Annotated in this window: 17 protein-coding genes; 6 read left to right on the top strand and 11 right to left on the bottom strand. The window is 62.0% G+C overall.

The genetic code is table 11. The features are described 5' to 3' along the window. Positions 1 to 109: 109 nt before the first annotated feature. Together M4J39_RS16190 and hemE are read right to left on the bottom strand one after the other, a co-directional pair. Complete coding sequence (locus tag M4J39_RS16190) at positions 110 to 544, bottom strand: CopD family protein (RefSeq protein WP_251729443.1); 435 nt, start codon at positions 542 to 544, stop codon at positions 110 to 112. Continuing rightward, positions 544 to 1,590 carry a uroporphyrinogen decarboxylase gene (gene hemE / locus M4J39_RS16185; protein ID WP_251729559.1) on the bottom strand — a complete coding sequence of 349 codons (1,047 nt, stop codon included), beginning with the start codon at positions 1,588 to 1,590 and terminating at the stop codon, positions 544 to 546. The genes M4J39_RS16190 and hemE overlap by 1 nt, the downstream gene beginning before the upstream one ends. Before the next feature lie 524 nt (positions 1,591 to 2,114). On the opposite strand from hemE, the gene M4J39_RS16180 reads away from it, so the two are divergent. From M4J39_RS16180 to M4J39_RS16155, 6 genes are all read left to right on the top strand, one after another. Next, complete coding sequence (locus M4J39_RS16180; protein ID WP_251729442.1) at positions 2,115 to 2,972, top strand: pyruvate, water dikinase regulatory protein; 858 nt, start codon at positions 2,115 to 2,117, stop codon at positions 2,970 to 2,972. Between the two features lie 3 nt (positions 2,973 to 2,975). Next, a complete protein-coding gene (locus tag M4J39_RS16175; protein ID WP_251729441.1) occupies positions 2,976 to 3,563 on the top strand; it encodes a Maf family protein in 588 nt (195 codons plus the stop codon). After that, positions 3,560 to 4,378 (top strand): shikimate dehydrogenase, encoded by an 819-nt coding sequence (locus M4J39_RS16170; protein ID WP_251729440.1) that lies wholly within the window; start codon positions 3,560 to 3,562, stop codon positions 4,376 to 4,378. Before M4J39_RS16175 ends, M4J39_RS16170 begins: the two co-directional genes overlap by 4 nt. Further along, a complete protein-coding gene (gene coaE / locus M4J39_RS16165) occupies positions 4,375 to 4,956 on the top strand; it encodes a dephospho-CoA kinase (RefSeq protein WP_251729439.1) in 582 nt (193 codons plus the stop codon). The genes M4J39_RS16170 and coaE overlap by 4 nt, the downstream gene beginning before the upstream one ends. Positions 4,957 to 5,024: 68 nt before the next feature. After that, positions 5,025 to 5,744 carry a DNA polymerase III subunit epsilon gene (dnaQ, locus tag M4J39_RS16160; RefSeq protein WP_251729438.1) on the top strand — a complete coding sequence of 240 codons (720 nt, stop codon included), beginning with the start codon at positions 5,025 to 5,027 and terminating at the stop codon, positions 5,742 to 5,744. Between the two features lie 120 nt (positions 5,745 to 5,864). Then, positions 5,865 to 6,434 (top strand): NUDIX hydrolase, encoded by a 570-nt coding sequence (locus M4J39_RS16155; protein ID WP_371875465.1) that lies wholly within the window; start codon positions 5,865 to 5,867, stop codon positions 6,432 to 6,434. Here the strand turns inward: M4J39_RS16155 and cysK are convergent. From cysK to M4J39_RS16110, 9 genes are all read right to left on the bottom strand, one after another. Continuing rightward, complete coding sequence (gene cysK / locus M4J39_RS16150) at positions 6,398 to 7,363, bottom strand: cysteine synthase A (RefSeq protein ID WP_251729436.1); 966 nt, start codon at positions 7,361 to 7,363, stop codon at positions 6,398 to 6,400. The genes M4J39_RS16155 and cysK overlap by 37 nt on opposite strands. Positions 7,364 to 7,513: 150 nt before the next feature. Further along, entirely contained in the window at positions 7,514 to 7,960 is a 447-nt protein-coding gene (gene dut / locus M4J39_RS16145; RefSeq protein WP_251729435.1) for a dUTP diphosphatase, read from the bottom strand. Positions 7,961 to 8,005: 45 nt separating this feature from the next. Then, complete coding sequence (coaBC, locus tag M4J39_RS16140; protein WP_251729434.1) at positions 8,006 to 9,211, bottom strand: bifunctional phosphopantothenoylcysteine decarboxylase/phosphopantothenate--cysteine ligase CoaBC; 1,206 nt, start codon at positions 9,209 to 9,211, stop codon at positions 8,006 to 8,008. 105 nt (positions 9,212 to 9,316) lie between these two features. Continuing rightward, entirely contained in the window at positions 9,317 to 10,012 is a 696-nt protein-coding gene (gene phoB / locus M4J39_RS16135) for a phosphate regulon transcriptional regulator PhoB (protein ID WP_251729433.1), read from the bottom strand. A 24-nt stretch (positions 10,013 to 10,036) separates the two neighbouring features. Continuing rightward, positions 10,037 to 10,750: a phosphate signaling complex protein PhoU gene (gene phoU, locus M4J39_RS16130; RefSeq protein ID WP_251729558.1), complete on the bottom strand. Its 714-nt coding sequence runs from the start codon at positions 10,748 to 10,750 to the stop codon at positions 10,037 to 10,039. Positions 10,751 to 10,766: 16 nt separating this feature from the next. Further along, complete coding sequence (pstB, locus tag M4J39_RS16125; RefSeq protein WP_251729432.1) at positions 10,767 to 11,585, bottom strand: phosphate ABC transporter ATP-binding protein PstB; 819 nt, start codon at positions 11,583 to 11,585, stop codon at positions 10,767 to 10,769. Positions 11,586 to 11,606: 21 nt separating this feature from the next. Further along, positions 11,607 to 12,944: a phosphate ABC transporter permease PstA gene (gene pstA, locus M4J39_RS16120; protein WP_251729431.1), complete on the bottom strand. Its 1,338-nt coding sequence runs from the start codon at positions 12,942 to 12,944 to the stop codon at positions 11,607 to 11,609. After that, entirely contained in the window at positions 12,941 to 14,398 is a 1,458-nt protein-coding gene (gene pstC, locus M4J39_RS16115) for a phosphate ABC transporter permease subunit PstC (RefSeq protein ID WP_251729430.1), read from the bottom strand. The genes pstA and pstC overlap by 4 nt, the downstream gene beginning before the upstream one ends. Positions 14,399 to 14,489: 91 nt before the next feature. Continuing rightward, the gene (locus M4J39_RS16110; RefSeq protein ID WP_251729429.1) at positions 14,490 to 15,524 is read right to left on the bottom strand and encodes a substrate-binding domain-containing protein; all 1,035 of its coding nucleotides are present in this window, start codon (positions 15,522 to 15,524) and stop codon (positions 14,490 to 14,492) included. Positions 15,525 to 15,644: the final 120 nt, after the last annotated feature.

Below are 15,644 nucleotides of genomic sequence, written 5' to 3'. Positions count from 1 at the left end.
CGAACCTCCTCGTCCGGAAGACGCCTGCCCGCGAAGTGAGGGACAAATTCGCTATACCCTGTTCCGCCCGGCACGGCAAGACGGAGGACCGTCTACGCCCATCTCCAGCTCAGAACGGTTTCAGCACCACCAGTACCAGAATACCCAGGAGAAGAACGGTCGGCAGCTCGTTCATCATCCGAAAAAAGCGAGAGCTGCGGCTGTTGACGTCGAGTTCGAACGCCTTGCGCCAAGCATCGAGCTGGTAATGGTAGACAGTCAGACCGAGCACCAGAAGGCCTTTCAGCCAGAGCCAACTCACGCCTGAGAACCATCCTCCCTTCAGACCGAGCCAAAGGCCAAAGCCCCATGTGCCATACATCGCCGGCCGCATGATGCCCTTGAAAAGCCGACGCTCCATCACCTTGAACGTTTCCGACTGCACAGACCCTGTCAACGCATCGGCGTGGTAGACGAAAAGCCGGGGCAGATAGAAGATTCCGGCCATCCACGCGATCACCGAAAACAGGTGCCCGATCTTGATCCAGTCGTAGGCCAGACCCATCACCTTCTCCCCGCGGCGCGCACGCGTGCCAACATGTGTGAAACATTGTCGATCGAGCCATCCGGCGTGATGCCATGGCCCAGATTGAAGATCAGCCTTCCCTCGCCCAAGCGATCAAGAACCCTATCGACTGCGGCATCGAGCGCTTTCCCTCCGGTAACAAGATGCAACGGATCGAGATTGCCCTGTACGGCTGCGAGCGGCTGCACAGCATCCCGCACGAAGTCGAGCGAGGCCTGCCAGTCGATACCGACAGCGTCGACACCCGTCTCCCGCACATAGACGGGAAGATGACCGCCCGCCCCTTTCGGAAAACCGATCACTCGGGCTCCGGATACATTTGCACGCACACCGGCGACGATCCGCTTTGTCGGCTCGATCACCAGGCGCTGAAAACCGAAATCGTCGAGCACTCCCGCCCAGGTATCGAAAATCTGCACCGCATCGGCGCCGGCGCGAAGCTGCGCCGTCAGATAATCGATGGAAGCATCCACCAGAATGTCGATCAGCCGGTCGATACCCTTCGGATCCGTAAACGCCGCCCGCCGTGCCGGCATCTGGTCGGGTGTGCCGCGTCCGGCAACCATGTAGGTGATGAGCGTCCAGGGAGCTCCGCAAAAGCCGAGCAGCGTCGTCTCCTTTGGAAGCTCGGCCCGGACGCGAGACACCGTCTCGATGACTGGCTCGAGCTTTGAAAGCACGCGATCGGATTCAAGAGCGAGGCGAGGCAGATCGACCGGTTCAAGCCTCGGTCCTTCCCCCTCCACGAACCATACCTTCTGACCAAGCGCATGCGGCACCACGAGGATGTCCGAAAACAGGATGGCGGCATCAAAGCCAAAGCGGCGGATGGGTTGAAGCGTCACCTCGGTGGCAAGTGCGGGTGCGTAGCAGAGATCGAGAAAGGAACCCGCCTTGGCACGTGTCGCCCGATATTCAGGGAGATAGCGGCCGGCTTGCCGCATCATCCAGACGGGGGGCGGCCATAGCCGCTCGCCATCGAGAACCTTCAGGAGACGACGTTCATCCGTCGCCTTGCCTTTCATCGCACGGTCGGCCGTTTCCAAGACAAGAATCCTATTTGAAGAGATTTTCTTTTTCTTATTGCCGAGGGATAGCAGGGATTGTCGTCTCTCCACAATCCGAACCGTTCGAACGATCCTCCCAGACTCCGGTTGCGAACGCAGGAGATGCTTGCCTGTGGCTTTCGTGGAAAACTTTAGCGGATGGCGGAATGCCGCAAGTCCTAACGAATGGTTAATGGGGATGACCGTCTAAAAGTTAATGAACCGTTAAGCATCAGGCTCGCTTTTGCACAGCACCCACAGGGGCGGCAGGAGAGAGGTGTTTTTCGTGTGCCTGTTGACGGTTTGGCGCCTTACCCACAGGGGTCGACGAGGCCGCCATTTCCGGCCCTTCTTGTTCACGCTCATCCACGGGGCGACGACGGATCTGTGGATATTGACCGATCGAATGCAGCCAAGTCCTTGATCGTAGATGGCAAAAAAGAGCTCGCCAAGCCTGGTCTCATCTGAGATGCTGCTCCGCCGTCCATCGGAGTACGCCGGCCATGAAGCGGGGCCAGACCTATTTCCATATCCATCTCGTCTCCGACTCCACCGGCGAGACGTTGCTTGCTGTCGGCCGGGCGGCCACCGCTCAATATGAGTCGATGGTGGCGATCGAACACATCTATCCCCTGGTCCGTTCGGTACGGCATATTGAACGCGTCATCGCCGACATCGAGGCGGCGCCGGGCATCGTACTCTACACGCTGGTGCAGCAGGACCTCGCCGTGCGCCTGGAGGAAGCCTGCCAGGCAGCATCAATTCCCTGCATCGACGTCTTGCGCCCGGTGTTCGATGTGTTTCGATCTTTTTTCAACGTGCAGGCGATCGGCAAGGCGGGCGCCCAGCACGCCATGGACGCCGATTACTTCAAGCGCATTGATGCACTGAACTTCACCCTGGCCCACGATGATGGCGCCCTGCCCGATGACATCGAGGAAACCGATGTGATCCTGATCGGCATCAGCCGCACGTCGAAGACGCCGACATCGATCTATCTCGCCAACCGCGGCATACGCACCGCCAATGTACCTCTGGTGCCGGGCATACCCATCGCCGAAAAGGTCGTCGCAGCGCGGCGGCCGCTGGTGGTCTGTCTGATAGCCACCGCGGAACGCATCATGCATGTTCGGCAGAACCGCTTGCTGGCGCTCGCCGATCAGAACCAGAACTCGACGTATGTCGACAAGGCGTCGATTGCTCAGGAGATTCTCTACTCTAAACGCCTGTGCACCGAGCATGGCTGGCCGATGATCGATGTCACCCGTCGGTCGATCGAGGAAACCGCCGCGGCCATCCTCGCCCTTTGGGATCAGCATCGGTATGGCAAGGCGCTGGAGCCCTTTTCGGATGCCGGTTGAAAGATGAGCCTCTTACTTGCATCGGCGAGCGCCGCTCGCTCTGCCCTCATGACCAGCGCCGGCCTGATCTTCAAAAGGATCCCGGCCGACATCGATGAACGCCTCATCGAAGAGGATCTTGTCGGCCTATCCGCCGCAGACGTGGCGCAAGCACTTGCCGACGTCAAAGCCGTCGAGGTGTCCCTGCGCAGGCCCGGTGATCTTGTCATCGGCGCCGATCAGACTCTGTCGCTGGGCGAAGAGCGGCTTCATAAGCCCAGAGACCGAGAGGAAGCCAACCGGCAACTTGTTCGTCTCTCCGGTCGCACCCATGAGCTTCATTCCGCCTTGTCACTCGCCCGCAATGGTGAGGTTCTCCATCGCGCCGTCGACAGCGCGAAGCTGACCATGCGACCTCTGACCACCCGTTTCATCAGCCATTATCTCGCCGTTGTCGGCGATACGGCGCTGGGTTCGGTGGGTGCCTATCAGCTTGAGGGGTATGGCGTTCAGTTGTTCGAGGCCATCGAAGGAAATCATTTCACCATTCTTGGTCTGCCTCTCTTGCCGTTGCTCGAGTTTCTGCGTGAGGAAAGGATGATCGAACAATGATCCGCGCTGCCGTCATCGGCTGGCCGGTGAGCCAGTCGCGTTCGCCATTGATCCACGGTCACTGGTTGAAGCGGTTCGGCATTGAAGGCGACTATGGCCGCGTCGCCATCGAGCCGGAGCGGGCCGGTGACTTCTTCGCCCACTTTGCCGATAGCGACCTGGCTGGTGGCAACGTCACCATTCCCTATAAGGAAATCGCCGCCGGCGCCGCCTACCACCGCGAGCCCGTTGTCGAGCGCGTTGGAGCGGCCAACACGCTGTGGGTCGAAGATGGCGTTCTCTGCGCCGACAATACCGATGGAAGCGGATTTGTCGCCAATCTTGATGAACGCGCACCGGGTTGGGACAAGACGCCCGGCGAAGCGCTCGTACTTGGCGCTGGCGGTGCCGCCGCTGCCGTTGTGGACGCTCTGGTCGAACGCGGCTTCAGCCTACGCATCGTCAACCGTACGCTATCGAGGGCCGAGGCTCTGGCGGCCCGCTATCCCGGGCGGGCACATGCCGATGTCCTTTCGGAAGCGAATCGATACGCGTCAACGGCCGGATTCATCGTCAACACCACCTCGCTTGGCATGAAAGGAGACGGGGTCATCGACCTCGACATGAACGTCGTCCCGGCCAATGCCGTGGTGACCGACATCGTCTACGTGCCCCTGATGACACCCTTCCTCACCGCTGCCGCGGAGAGGGGCCTGCGTACCGTCGACGGTCTCGGCATGCTGCTCCACCAGGCGGTTCCCGGCTTTAGGCGCTGGTTCGGTCAACAGCCATCGGTAACAGCGGACCTCCGAGCCTTGATTGAGGCCGACCTTTGATCGTCATTGGCCTCACCGGCTCGATCGGCATGGGCAAGACCACCACCGCCGATCTGTTCCGGCAAGCGGGTCTGCCGGTCTTCGATGCCGATGCGACGGTGCACGCCCTTTACGAAGGCTCGCTCGCCGACGACATCGAGGCAGCCTTTCCGGGAACGACTGTGGGAGGTCGGGTGGATCGTGCCCGGCTGGCCGAGTGCCTTTCCGGCGATGCCGATTCCTTCCAAAGGCTGGAAGCCATCGTTCATCCAGCGGTACGACGGTCCGAAGACGACTTTGTCGAACGATATCGACGCGCCGGTGCGCCGGCTGTGGTGCTCGACATCCCTCTTCTCTTTGAAACCGGCCGCCAGGGCGACGTCGACAAGATAGTCGTGGTGTCGGCCCCGGCAGAGGTGCAGCGAACCCGCGTGCTCGCCCGCCCCGGCATGACGCCGGAAAGACTCGAGGCAATTCTCGCACGGCAAATGCCGGACGCCGACAAAAGAGCCCGAGCCGATTTCATCGTCCCCTCCGGAAACGGTATCGATGTGGCCAAGGCATCGGTCGAGGCCATTCTCCGTCAACTGCTTCTCTAGGGAATTGCCGGGGGACAAGCAGGCCGGATTTCCTTGAAATCCTTGTCGCCGGCAGGCAGGATTCATCCATGCGTGAAATCGTCTTCGATACCGAAACCACTGGCCTCGATCCCAAGACGGGCGACCGTCTTGTTGAAATCGGCTGCGTTGAGGTGGTCAATCGCTTCCCGACCGGCCGCAACTTCCATGTCTACATCAATCCGGGTCGGTCGGTCCCGCAGGAAGCCTTCGACGTCCACGGGTTGTCCGACGAGTTTCTGGCCGACAAGCCGCGCTTCGAGGAGGTCGCCGACGCCTTTGTTGATTTTGTCGGCGAGGCCCAGCTGGTTGCTCACAATGCCAGCTTCGACATGGGGTTCATCAACTTCGAACTGAAGGCGTCCGGGCGTTCGACTTTCGGCCCCGAGCGGGTCATCGACACGCTAATGATGGCGCGTCGCAAGCATCCAGGAGCGCCAGCCAGCCTTGATGCATTGTGTAACCGCTACGGTATCGATCGCTCCAAGCGCATCAAGCATGGCGCTCTGCTTGATGCCGAGCTCCTGGCCGAAGTCTATCTCGAGTTGACTGGTGGCCGGCAGGCCGGCCTTGATCTGACGGTATCCGCGCAGTCGGCCTCAAGCGGCGATGTCGGTGGTCGTGTTGCCTTGCGTCCGCGCCCTTCCCCCTTGCCTCCACGTCTTTCGGTCGCTGAAGCGGAGGCGCACGTCGCCTTCATCGCGGCTATCGGAGAGAAGGCGCTCTGGAACACCTATCTCGACAATGGCGAGCAAGCGGAAACGGCCTGACGAACGCAGCCAGGTCAGCATTTTACCGGGGCTGCCCGGTTAGGCTGTCCTTAGCCGGCGAATTATGTCATAGAGCGCCCCAGCGCTCGTTCCACCCGCTTGAACGGACGGGAGGCGCTTGTGGTGATCAAGTCTCCGAAAGGGTCGGTTGTGGCTAAGGCGACGCCCGAAAAGTTCCGGCAGGTCGCCGCCCTGCCCTATCGTCTGACGGCCGAGGGCTACGAGGTGGTGATGATCACCACGCGCGACAGCGGCCGTTGGATCTTGCCCAAGGGCTGGCCGATCAAAGGCTTGAAGCCGCACGAAAGCGCGGAAACCGAAGCCATGGAAGAGGCTGGGCTGATCGGCAGCGCGGCCCCGAAGTCCATTGGTCGCTTCACATATGTGAAGCAGTTTCCCAAGCGCCAGGAAAAGGTCCTGGTCGATGTCTTTCCCCTGGCCGTCGAACGGCAACTCGATCATTGGCAGGAAAAGGATCAGCGCGAAGTGCGATTCTTCAACCCGGTCGATGCTGCGGCGTTAATCTCGGATGCCGGGGTTGGCGACATCATCCTCGCCTTCTTCGTCGATCTTGCCAAGAAGAAGGCGGCCGGCACCCTGAAGGCACCGACCGCCGAAAAAGCTCCGTCCCTGCTCGCTCAAGCGGACGCCGATCAGGCAAGCCCCTCGAACAAGGCGGTCGACAGGTAACGTTCGGCAAAGGACGGCACGATCACCACGATGGTCTTGCCGGCGTTTTCAGGCCTCTGACCGAGCTTGATCGCCGCGGCCAGCGCCGCGCCCGAAGAAATTCCGACCGGCACGCCTTCGAGCTTCGCAACCTGCCGAGCGGTAGAGAGCGCCTCTTCCGAGGGGACCGGCAGGATCTCGTCATAAACCTTGGTGTCGAGCACCGACGGGACGAAACCGGCGCCGATGCCCTGGATCTTGTGCGGTCCGGGATTGCCACCCGACAGCACGGGGCTCTCGTTCGGTTCGACGGCAACCACCTTCACCTCGGGCTTGCGTTCCTTCAGCACGCGGCCGACGCCGGTAATCGTGCCGCCGGTACCGATGCCGGAAACGAAGATGTCAACCTTGCCTTCGGTGTCGTTCCAGATTTCTTCGGCAGTGCTGACGCGATGGACCTCTGGATTGGCGGGGTTCTCAAACTGCTGCGGGATAATGGCGCCGGGTATGGTGGATGCCAACTCGTTGGCCCTGGCAATGGCGCCTTTCATGCCCTTGGCGGCTTCGGTCAGTTCAAGCTCGGCACCGAGAAGCTTCAGCATCTTGCGGCGCTCGAGAGACATCGATTCCGGCATGACCAGTATCAACCGGTAGCCCTTGGCCGCCGCGACGAAGGCCAGCGCAATACCCGTGTTGCCCGAGGTCGGTTCGATCAGGGTGGATTCGCCGGGCTTGATCTTTCCCTGCGTCTCCAGCGCCTCGATCATCGCAACACCGATGCGATCCTTGACCGAGGCGATGGGATTGAAAAACTCGAGCTTGCCGAGAATGGTCGCCTTGACACCGTTCTCCTTGGCCAGCTTGTCGAAACGGACAAGCGGCGTGTCGCCGATGGTGTCGGTAATGGAGGCGTAGATCTTGCCGCGACCGCGGCGGGAAAGATCGCTCATGGGAAAATCCTCGTTGTGCGGGCCTTCTGAAGTTGGACCCATTCTATCGAGGGCAGCAGAACGTCACCAGTCAACCGAGGTCGCAACGAGCGATAGGATTGGAAAATGATTCCTCACTTCAGGAGCAGGCGAGAATGAATTGCCCTTCCATCAGGAACGACCTGTCGACCCGAAGCCGCCGGCGCCTCGAACCGTCGCGTCAAGTGCGTCCGTTTCGACGAGGCGGGCACGGCTGACCGGCGCGATCACCATCTGGGCGATGCGCTCCCCGCGTTCAATGGGGAAGGGCGTGTCGGAGAGATTGATCAGGATGACCTTTATCTCACCGCGATAGTCGGCATCGATCGTGCCGGGTGAGTTGAGCACGGTCACGCCATGTTTGGCTGCAAGCCCCGATCGCGGCCGAACCTGCGCCTCATAACCGGATGGCAGTGCCAAGGCGAGACCCGTCGGTACCAACGCGCGCCCGAGTGGTTGCAGGGTCATGGGCTCTTCGACGGCCGCCAGAAGATCGAGACCGGCTGCATCCTCGCTCTGATAAGCGGGGAGCGGCAGGTCCTTGGCATGCGGCAGACGTAAAAGAGCAACCTCGATCATGAAGAACCTCAGAAAAGCTGGCTTGTTGCGGGGGCGAATCGAAAATCAGCGTAGCCGATCGGCGACCAGCGCAATCAGCCGCTCGGCCACCTCTTCCTTGGACAGTGTCGGCCAGACATCCATACCCGACTTCGACAGGATGCGGACCCTGTTGACATCGCTGCCAAACACGCCGCCAGTCGCCGACACGTCATTGGCGACAATGTAGTCGGCGCCCTTGGTCGCAAGCTTTCGGGCGGCATTGGCTTCTATGGAGGTCGTTTCGGCGGCGAATCCAACGACGATCTTCGGCCGTTGAGCGCCATGGCCGAGCGTCGCCAGGATATCCGGATTCTCGACGAACAGGAGTGGCGGCGGGTCGCCGGCCGTTTTCTTGATCTTCTCGTGCGCCACGCTCGTCGGTCGCCAATCGGATACGGCCGCGGCCATGATCGCAGCGTCCGCCGGCAGGGCGGAAAACACGGCCTCGAACATCTGTTGCGCGGTTTCAACGCGAACGACATCGACTCCACTGGGATCGGGAATCGAGACCGGACCGGAGATCAGGGTCACGCGAGCGCCAGCGCGGGCGGCGGCGGCGGCAACGGCATGTCCTTGTTTTCCCGAGGAGCGATTGGTGATGAAACGCACCGGGTCGATCGGCTCGATGGTCGGGCCGGACGTGACGAGCACGTGCCGACCGACCAGCGGCTTTGGCTGTTCCGCCTGGGCGAAGAAAGCCTCTACGCCGGCAACGATCTCCATCGGTTCGGACAGGCGGCCGACACCGGTTTCGTTGCGCTCGGCCATTCGTCCTTCTGCCGGACCGATGAAGCGGACACCGTCGGCGGCGAGCTGTGCCGCATTGCGCTGAGTGGCTGGGTGCGCCCACATGCGCTGGTTCATGGCAGGGCAGACGATGATCGGCGCGGCGGCGGCAAGCAGGCTGGCCGTGGCAAGTTCGTCGGCAATGCCGTTGGCCATGCGGGCTATGAGGTTGGCGGTGGCGGGCGCCACCAGGATCAGGTCCGTGTCGCGCGACAGCACGATGTGTCCGATGTCCTGCTCTTCTGTCGGGTCGAACAGGTCGCTGAACACCTTCTCGCCCGAGAGCGCTCCGACCGTCATCGGTGTCACGAACTCCTTGCCCGAATGGGTCAGGATCACGCGGACCTGGGCGCCACGCTCCTTGAGGCGCCGGATCACCTCAAGCACCTTGTAGGCGGCGATACCACCGCCAATGACGATCAGAATGCGCTTGCCCGCCAGCATTTCAGGTTCCCTCTCGGATGACGGAAGGGAACCTAGACCATCGGGCCGCGAAGCGTAAACGAGAAAAGCGGACGGGATCGTCAAGCCTGGAATGACAAGAACGACTTAGCTGGCGGCGAACTTCTCGTCGAAGGAGTAGCCCGAACCGCGGACCGTGCGGATCGGATCGCGGGCGCGGCCACGGTTGATCGATTTCCGGAGGCGGCCGACGTGCACGTCGACGGTGCGTTCGTCGACATAGACATCATGGCCCCACACGCCGTTGAGCAGTTGTTCGCGCGAGAACACCCGACCGGGCGACTGCATCAGGAACTCCAGAAGCCGGAACTCTGTCGGCCCGAGATGGATCTCGCGCGCCGAGCGGCGGACGCGCCGTGTCTCGCGGTCGAGCTCGATGTCGCCGGCCATCAGCAGGCTGGACACGGCTTCCGGCTTGGCGCGTCGAAGCATTGCCTTGACGCGGGCGATCAGCTCGGGAACCGAGAACGGTTTCACCACATAATCGTCGGCACCGGTCGCAAGTCCGCGAACCCGTTCCGATTCCTCGCCACGCGCCGTCAGCATGATCACCGGCAGCCGTTCGGTTTCCGGTCGCGCCCTGAGGCGACGACAAAGTTCGATGCCTGAGAGACCCGGCAGCATCCAATCGAGCAGCAGCAGATCGGGGGTGATCTCCTTGAGGCGAATATCGGCCTCGTCGCCGCGGAAAGCCTGCTCCACCTCGAAGCCCTCGGCTTCGAGGTTGTAGCGCAGCATCAGCGATACTGCCTCTTCGTCCTCGACGATCATCACCTTGGCCATGGTCGTCCTCAACTCCTAGGCTTGTTAGGAACCGCTGATGGTGCTGGTGATCGAAGCGTCGGCCTTCGGCCGCTCTTCTTCGTAGGACCGGCCCGTCACGACATAATGCACGGACTCGGCAATGTTCGTAGCGTGATCGCCGATCCGCTCGATATTCTTGGCGCAAAACAGCAGATGGATGCAGAAGGTAAGGTTGCGCGGATCCTCCATCATGTAGGTGAGGAGTTCGCGGAACAGCGACGTATAGAGCGCGTCGATCTCGTCGTCGCGCTGGCGCACCGCCCCTGCCGCCTGGTCGTCCTGGCTGGCGAAGGCATCGAGCACCCGCTTGAGCTGCTGCAAGGCGATTTCGCACATATGCTCGACGCCGGTGATGAGCTGCTTGTTGGGGAAGACGCCGTTGATGGCGACGACGCGCTTGGCAATGTTCTTTGCGAGATCGCCGATGCGCTCGATGTCGTTGGCGATGCGCATGGCGCCGACGATTTCCCGGAGGTCGTTGGCCATCGGCTGGCGGCGGGCGATGACCAGGATCGCCTTTTCCTCGATCTCGTGCTGCAGCCGGTCGAGTTCCTTGTCGCCCGCGACGACGCGCTGGGCGAGAGCGAGGTCGAGGCGGGTCAAGGCCGCGACCGAATCGCCGACGGCCCGCTCGGCGAGGCCGCCGATTTCGGTGACCATGCGCGCGATCGCCTTGAGGTCGTCGTCGTAAGCGGAAACCGTATGTTCCATGGAAATCTCCTGCCGTTTCCGATTAGCCGAAGCGGCCCGTGATGTAATCCTGCGTCCGCTGCTCAAGCGGATTGGTGAAGACGTGGTCCGTAGGACCTTCCTCGATCAGGTGACCGAGATGGAAGAAGGCCGTCCGCTGCGACACGCGTGCCGCTTGCTGCATGGAATGCGTCACGATCACGATGGTGAAGTTGGCCCGAAGTTCGTCGATCAATTCTTCCACCTTGGCGGTGGCAATTGGATCGAGCGCCGAGCAGGGCTCGTCCATCAAGATGACTTCCGGAGAGACCGCGATCGCGCGAGCGATGCAAAGTCGCTGCTGCTGGCCACCGGAAAGACCGGTGCCGGGCTCGCTGAGCCGATCCTTGACCTCGTTGAACAACGATGCCTTTTGCAGCGAGGTGACGACGATTTCCTCCAGGTCGGCCTTGGAGCGGGCGAGGCCGTGAATGCGCGGCCCGTAGGCGACATTGTCGAAGATCGATTTGGGGAAGGGATTCGGCTTCTGGAACACCATGCCGACGCGGGCCCGAAGCTCCACCACATCGAGATCGGGATCATAGATATCCTGATCGTCGAGCTTGATGGTTCCTTCGACGCGCGCGCCGGCGATGGTGTCGTTCATGCGATTGATGCAGCGCAAGAAGGTCGACTTGCCGCAACCGGACGGGCCGATAAAGGCGGTCACGGCCTTCTCGGGGATGTCGATGGAAACGCCGTGCAGCGCTTCCTTCTGGCCGTAGGTCACCTTGACACTGGCCGTGTGGATCTTAATCGGGCGGTTCGCCGGATCGGGAGTGCGGACTGTGTCGAAGGCCGTCGTGGCCTGGACTGCGGACATGGCGAAAACTCCGGGAACGGGTTACCAGCGACGCTCGAAGGCGCGGCGGAGAATGATGGCGAGACTGTTCATGGCGAGCAGGAAGGCGAGCAGCACGATGATTGCCGCCGAGGTTCGCTCGGTGAAGGCACGCTCGGGTTCGGTTGCCCACATGTAGATCTGGGTAGGCAGCGCCGTCGCAGGGTCGAAAGGCGTCGTCGGGTATTCGACGACGAAGGCCTTCATGCCGATCATCAGCAGCGGCGCCGTTTCGCCAAGGGCATGCGCGAGACCAATGATCGTTCCGGTGAGCACGCCGGGCATGGCCAGCGGAAGAACATGGTGAAAGACCGTCTGCATCTTCGAGGCGCCGACGCCCAGGCCGGCCTCGCGGATCGACGGAGGCACCGCTTTCAGCGCGGCGCGGGTGGCGATGATGATGGTTGGCAGGGTCGTCAGCGTCAGCACCAGACCGCCGACCAAGCTTGCCGAGCGCGGCAGGTGGGCGAAGTTGATGAAGACGGCGAGACCGAGAAGGCCGTAGACGATGGACGGAACGGCCGCGAGATTGTTGATGTTGACCTCGATCAGATCGGTCCAGCGATTCTTCGGAGCGAACTCTTCGAGGTAGATCGACCCAGCCACGCCGAGCGGCAGCGACAGCACCAGCACGACCAGCATCATGTAGAGCGAACCGACCAACGCCACGCCGACACCGGCCATTTCCGGCCGCGTCGAGGCACCGTTGGTGAACAGCCCGGTATTGAAGGCAAGCCGCAGGGCCCCCTCATTCTCGAGCTTCTCGATGAGGGCGATATGCTTGTCCTTGATGAGGCGCTGGCTTTCGGGAATGTCGGCCCTAATCGAGCCCTTGATGAAGGAATCGACGTCACCGGTGGCGTAGAAGTCGACGTTTCTCTTGGTGCCGATTAGCGAAGGGTCATTGGCGATCATGCTTCTCAGCATCGGCGCCGAGCCCTTGGACAGCAGATCGAGAGCGTCGTAGAGGGCATCCTCGTCGTTGGGGTCGAGTTCCAGCGTCTTCTGGAGCGAGGCGGCGATCAGATCGTCAAAGCGAAAGGCGTTGCCGGACATGACCGCGTCGGCGGACCGATCACCATCCGGTGCGATGATGTTCGGGTCGAAGTCGACGATCATGCTGATGCGCGTCTGCTGGAAGGCGGTGTAGCCCCGAGACACGATGGAGCTGAACAGAGCGACCAGGAAACAGATGGCAATGGTCACAGCCAGAACGCCGTAGGTGCGGAAACGGCGTTCGGCTGCGTAACGACGCTTCAGGCCAATATCGATCTTGGAGATCTTCCGGACTTCCGCGCCGCCGAGCCGGGAGGCGGGAACTGTAGAAGCGGCTTCCGTCATTCGTATTGCTCCCGGTACTTGCGGACGATGGTCAGCGCCAGCACGTTGAGGCCGAGCGTGATGACGAACAGCGTGATGCCCAGCGCGAAGGCCACCAGGGTTTGCGGACTGGTGAACTCGAGGTCGCCGGTCAGCTGATTGACGATCTTCACGGTTATGGTGGTCATTTCCTCGAATGGATTGAGCGAGGCGCGAGCTGCGACGCCGGCCGCCAGCACGACGATCATCGTCTCACCGATGGCGCGCGACACGGCGAGCAGGATCGCACCGACCACGCCGGGCAGCGCCGCTGGCAGGATCACCTGCCGCATGGTTTCGGACCGGGTGGCGCCAAGGGCCAGCGAGCCGTCACGCAACGAGCGAGGAACGGCCGTGATGATGTCGTCGGAAAGCGAGGAGACGTAGGGAATGATCATGATGCCCATCACCAGACCGGCGGTGAGCACATTGTTGCCCGAGGTGCCGAGGCCGAGCGGCATGGCGATGTAATCGCGAATGAGCGGCCCCACCGTTGTCAGGGCGAAGAAGCCGTAGACGATAGTTGGGATGCCGGCCAGGATCTCGATGAGGGGCTTGGCGACCGAACGGACCTTCGAGGTGGCGTACTCGGCCATGTATACAGCCGAGAAGAGACCGACCGGCACGGCCACGACCATGGCGAAGAATGAAATGTAGAGCGTACCCCAGAAGAGGGGCAGGAAGCCGAACTGACCGCTCTCCGTCGAGCCGGCGGCGGCAAACCGCGGGTCCCAGACCGTACCGAAATAGAAGCTGACCGGTGACACCATGGAAAAGAACTGCAGAGCCTGGAACAGCAGGCTAAGGACGATGCCGATGGTGGTGAGGATGGCAACCGATGACGCGGCGATCAACAACACCAGAACGGTGTTCTCGACGAGGTTGCGGGCTCTGAGGCGCGGCTTCACGCGGACGAAGGCGAAGATCAGGCCGAAAGCGAGAGCGGCGACAACCGCCGCGTCGACCGCGGTATCGAGACCATCCGAAACGAGGTTGAGCGCACCGGCGGCGGTCAGCTGGTAGGGCTTGACATCCTGGCCAAGCGGCAGGCCGTGCTGGGCGAACACCGAACGCGCCGACACGACGCCGATGCGGATGTTCTCAAGTTCCTCGGGAGTTACGAGCTTGAGCCCGGCGGCCACCTGCTCGACGCCGGAAACCTCGAGCGACAGCTGTGTGGAGTTGGCCAGAACCTGCTCGGGCAGGTTGGCGCGAACGGTATGCTCGATGAGGATCGGCTTGGCGATCGACAGCGCGACGAGGATCAGCAGCGCCGGCATCGCAGTCCAGATCAGCACATAGGCGCCGTAGTAACCGGGGCGGGCGGCGAGCGTTCCGCGCCCCTTGCCTGAGAGGACGACAGACTTCCAACGGCCCAGCACGAAGCCGAAGAACGAAAGACCCGCGATCAGCGCGAGCAGCCAGAGCGGACCCATGCGGCCTCCCCGATGTTTCGCCCGCCGATCGGCGCGGCGCAAGAAGGAAGGGCCTCCGAGGAGAGGCCCTTCCGAAAATCGTATCGATCGATCAGAGGGTCTTGCCGGCCTGGAAGTCGGCCAGGACCTTCTGGCGTTCGTCCTTCGGCGCCGGGACGAGGCCCTTGGCGACGGCCGGCGAGCGCGGGCCGATCATCTGGTCGGCAAGGAAGAACTCGACATATTCCTTGAGACCCGGAACGACGCCGAGGTGGGCCTTCTTCACGTAGAAGAACAGCGGACGCGACACGGGATACTCGCCCTTGGAGATGGTCTCCACCGACGGGGCGATGCCGCTCATCGTGGCGACCTTCAGCTTGTCCTGATTGTTCTCGTAGAAGGCAAGGCCGAACACGCCGATGCCGGTCTTGTTCGAGTCGATGCGGGCGAGCGTCTCGTTGTACTCGCCGTCGATGTCGACCGCCTTGCCGTCCTTGCGCACCTTGTAGCAGGCCTTCTCGGCGTCGCCCTTGGCAAGACCGGAAGCGATGAAGGCGTCATAGGCCTTGGTCGCCTTGCAGCCGGCGAGAAGAACGTTGAGCTCGAACACTTCGCGCGTGCCATGCTTTTCGCCGGGAATGTAGGCGGCGATCTCCCAGTCCGGGAAGTCGGCCTTGACGTCGGACCACTTGGCATTCGGATTGTCGACGAGCTGCCCGTCCTTCAGAACCTGGGCGCCGATGGCGTTGAACCAATCGGCCGGCTCGAAGGCGAAGTCCGGACCCTTGATGTCGGACGCGAAGACGATGCCGTCATAGCCGATGCGAATTTCCTGGACTTCGGTCACGCCGGCCGCCTTGCAGGCTTCGAGCTCGCTGTCCTTGATGGGACGGGAGGCATCGGCGATGTCGATGGTGTCGTCGCCGACGCCCTTGCAGAACTCCTTGAGACCGGCCGACGAACCGCCACCCTCGACGATCGGCGCCTTGAAGTTCGGGTTGGCTTCGGCGAAGGCCTCGGCGACGATGGTCGCATAGGGCAGAACGGTGGAGGAGCCGGCGATGTGGATCTGCTCGGCGGCGAAGGCGGCCGTGCCGGTGGCGCAAAGGCCGAGCACGAAGGCGCTGGCGGCGGTGGAGAATTTCACGGGAGTACTCCTAAAGGTTTAGGATCATGACGGTCGGAGCCCTGAAAGCCCGTTGGCTGTCTCGTCCCCGTCACGTCGCGGACCCTATCGACCTGGCACTACCCTTCTATGACAGATGGG

Origin of the sequence: Pleomorphomonas sp. NRK KF1 (assembly GCF_023721755.1) — a bacterium.
In the GTDB taxonomy this organism is placed as follows: domain Bacteria; phylum Pseudomonadota; class Alphaproteobacteria; order Rhizobiales; family Pleomorphomonadaceae; genus Pleomorphomonas.
The sequence above is the reverse complement of the archived record's forward strand: the minus strand, read 5'-3'. Positions and strand labels throughout refer to the sequence as shown.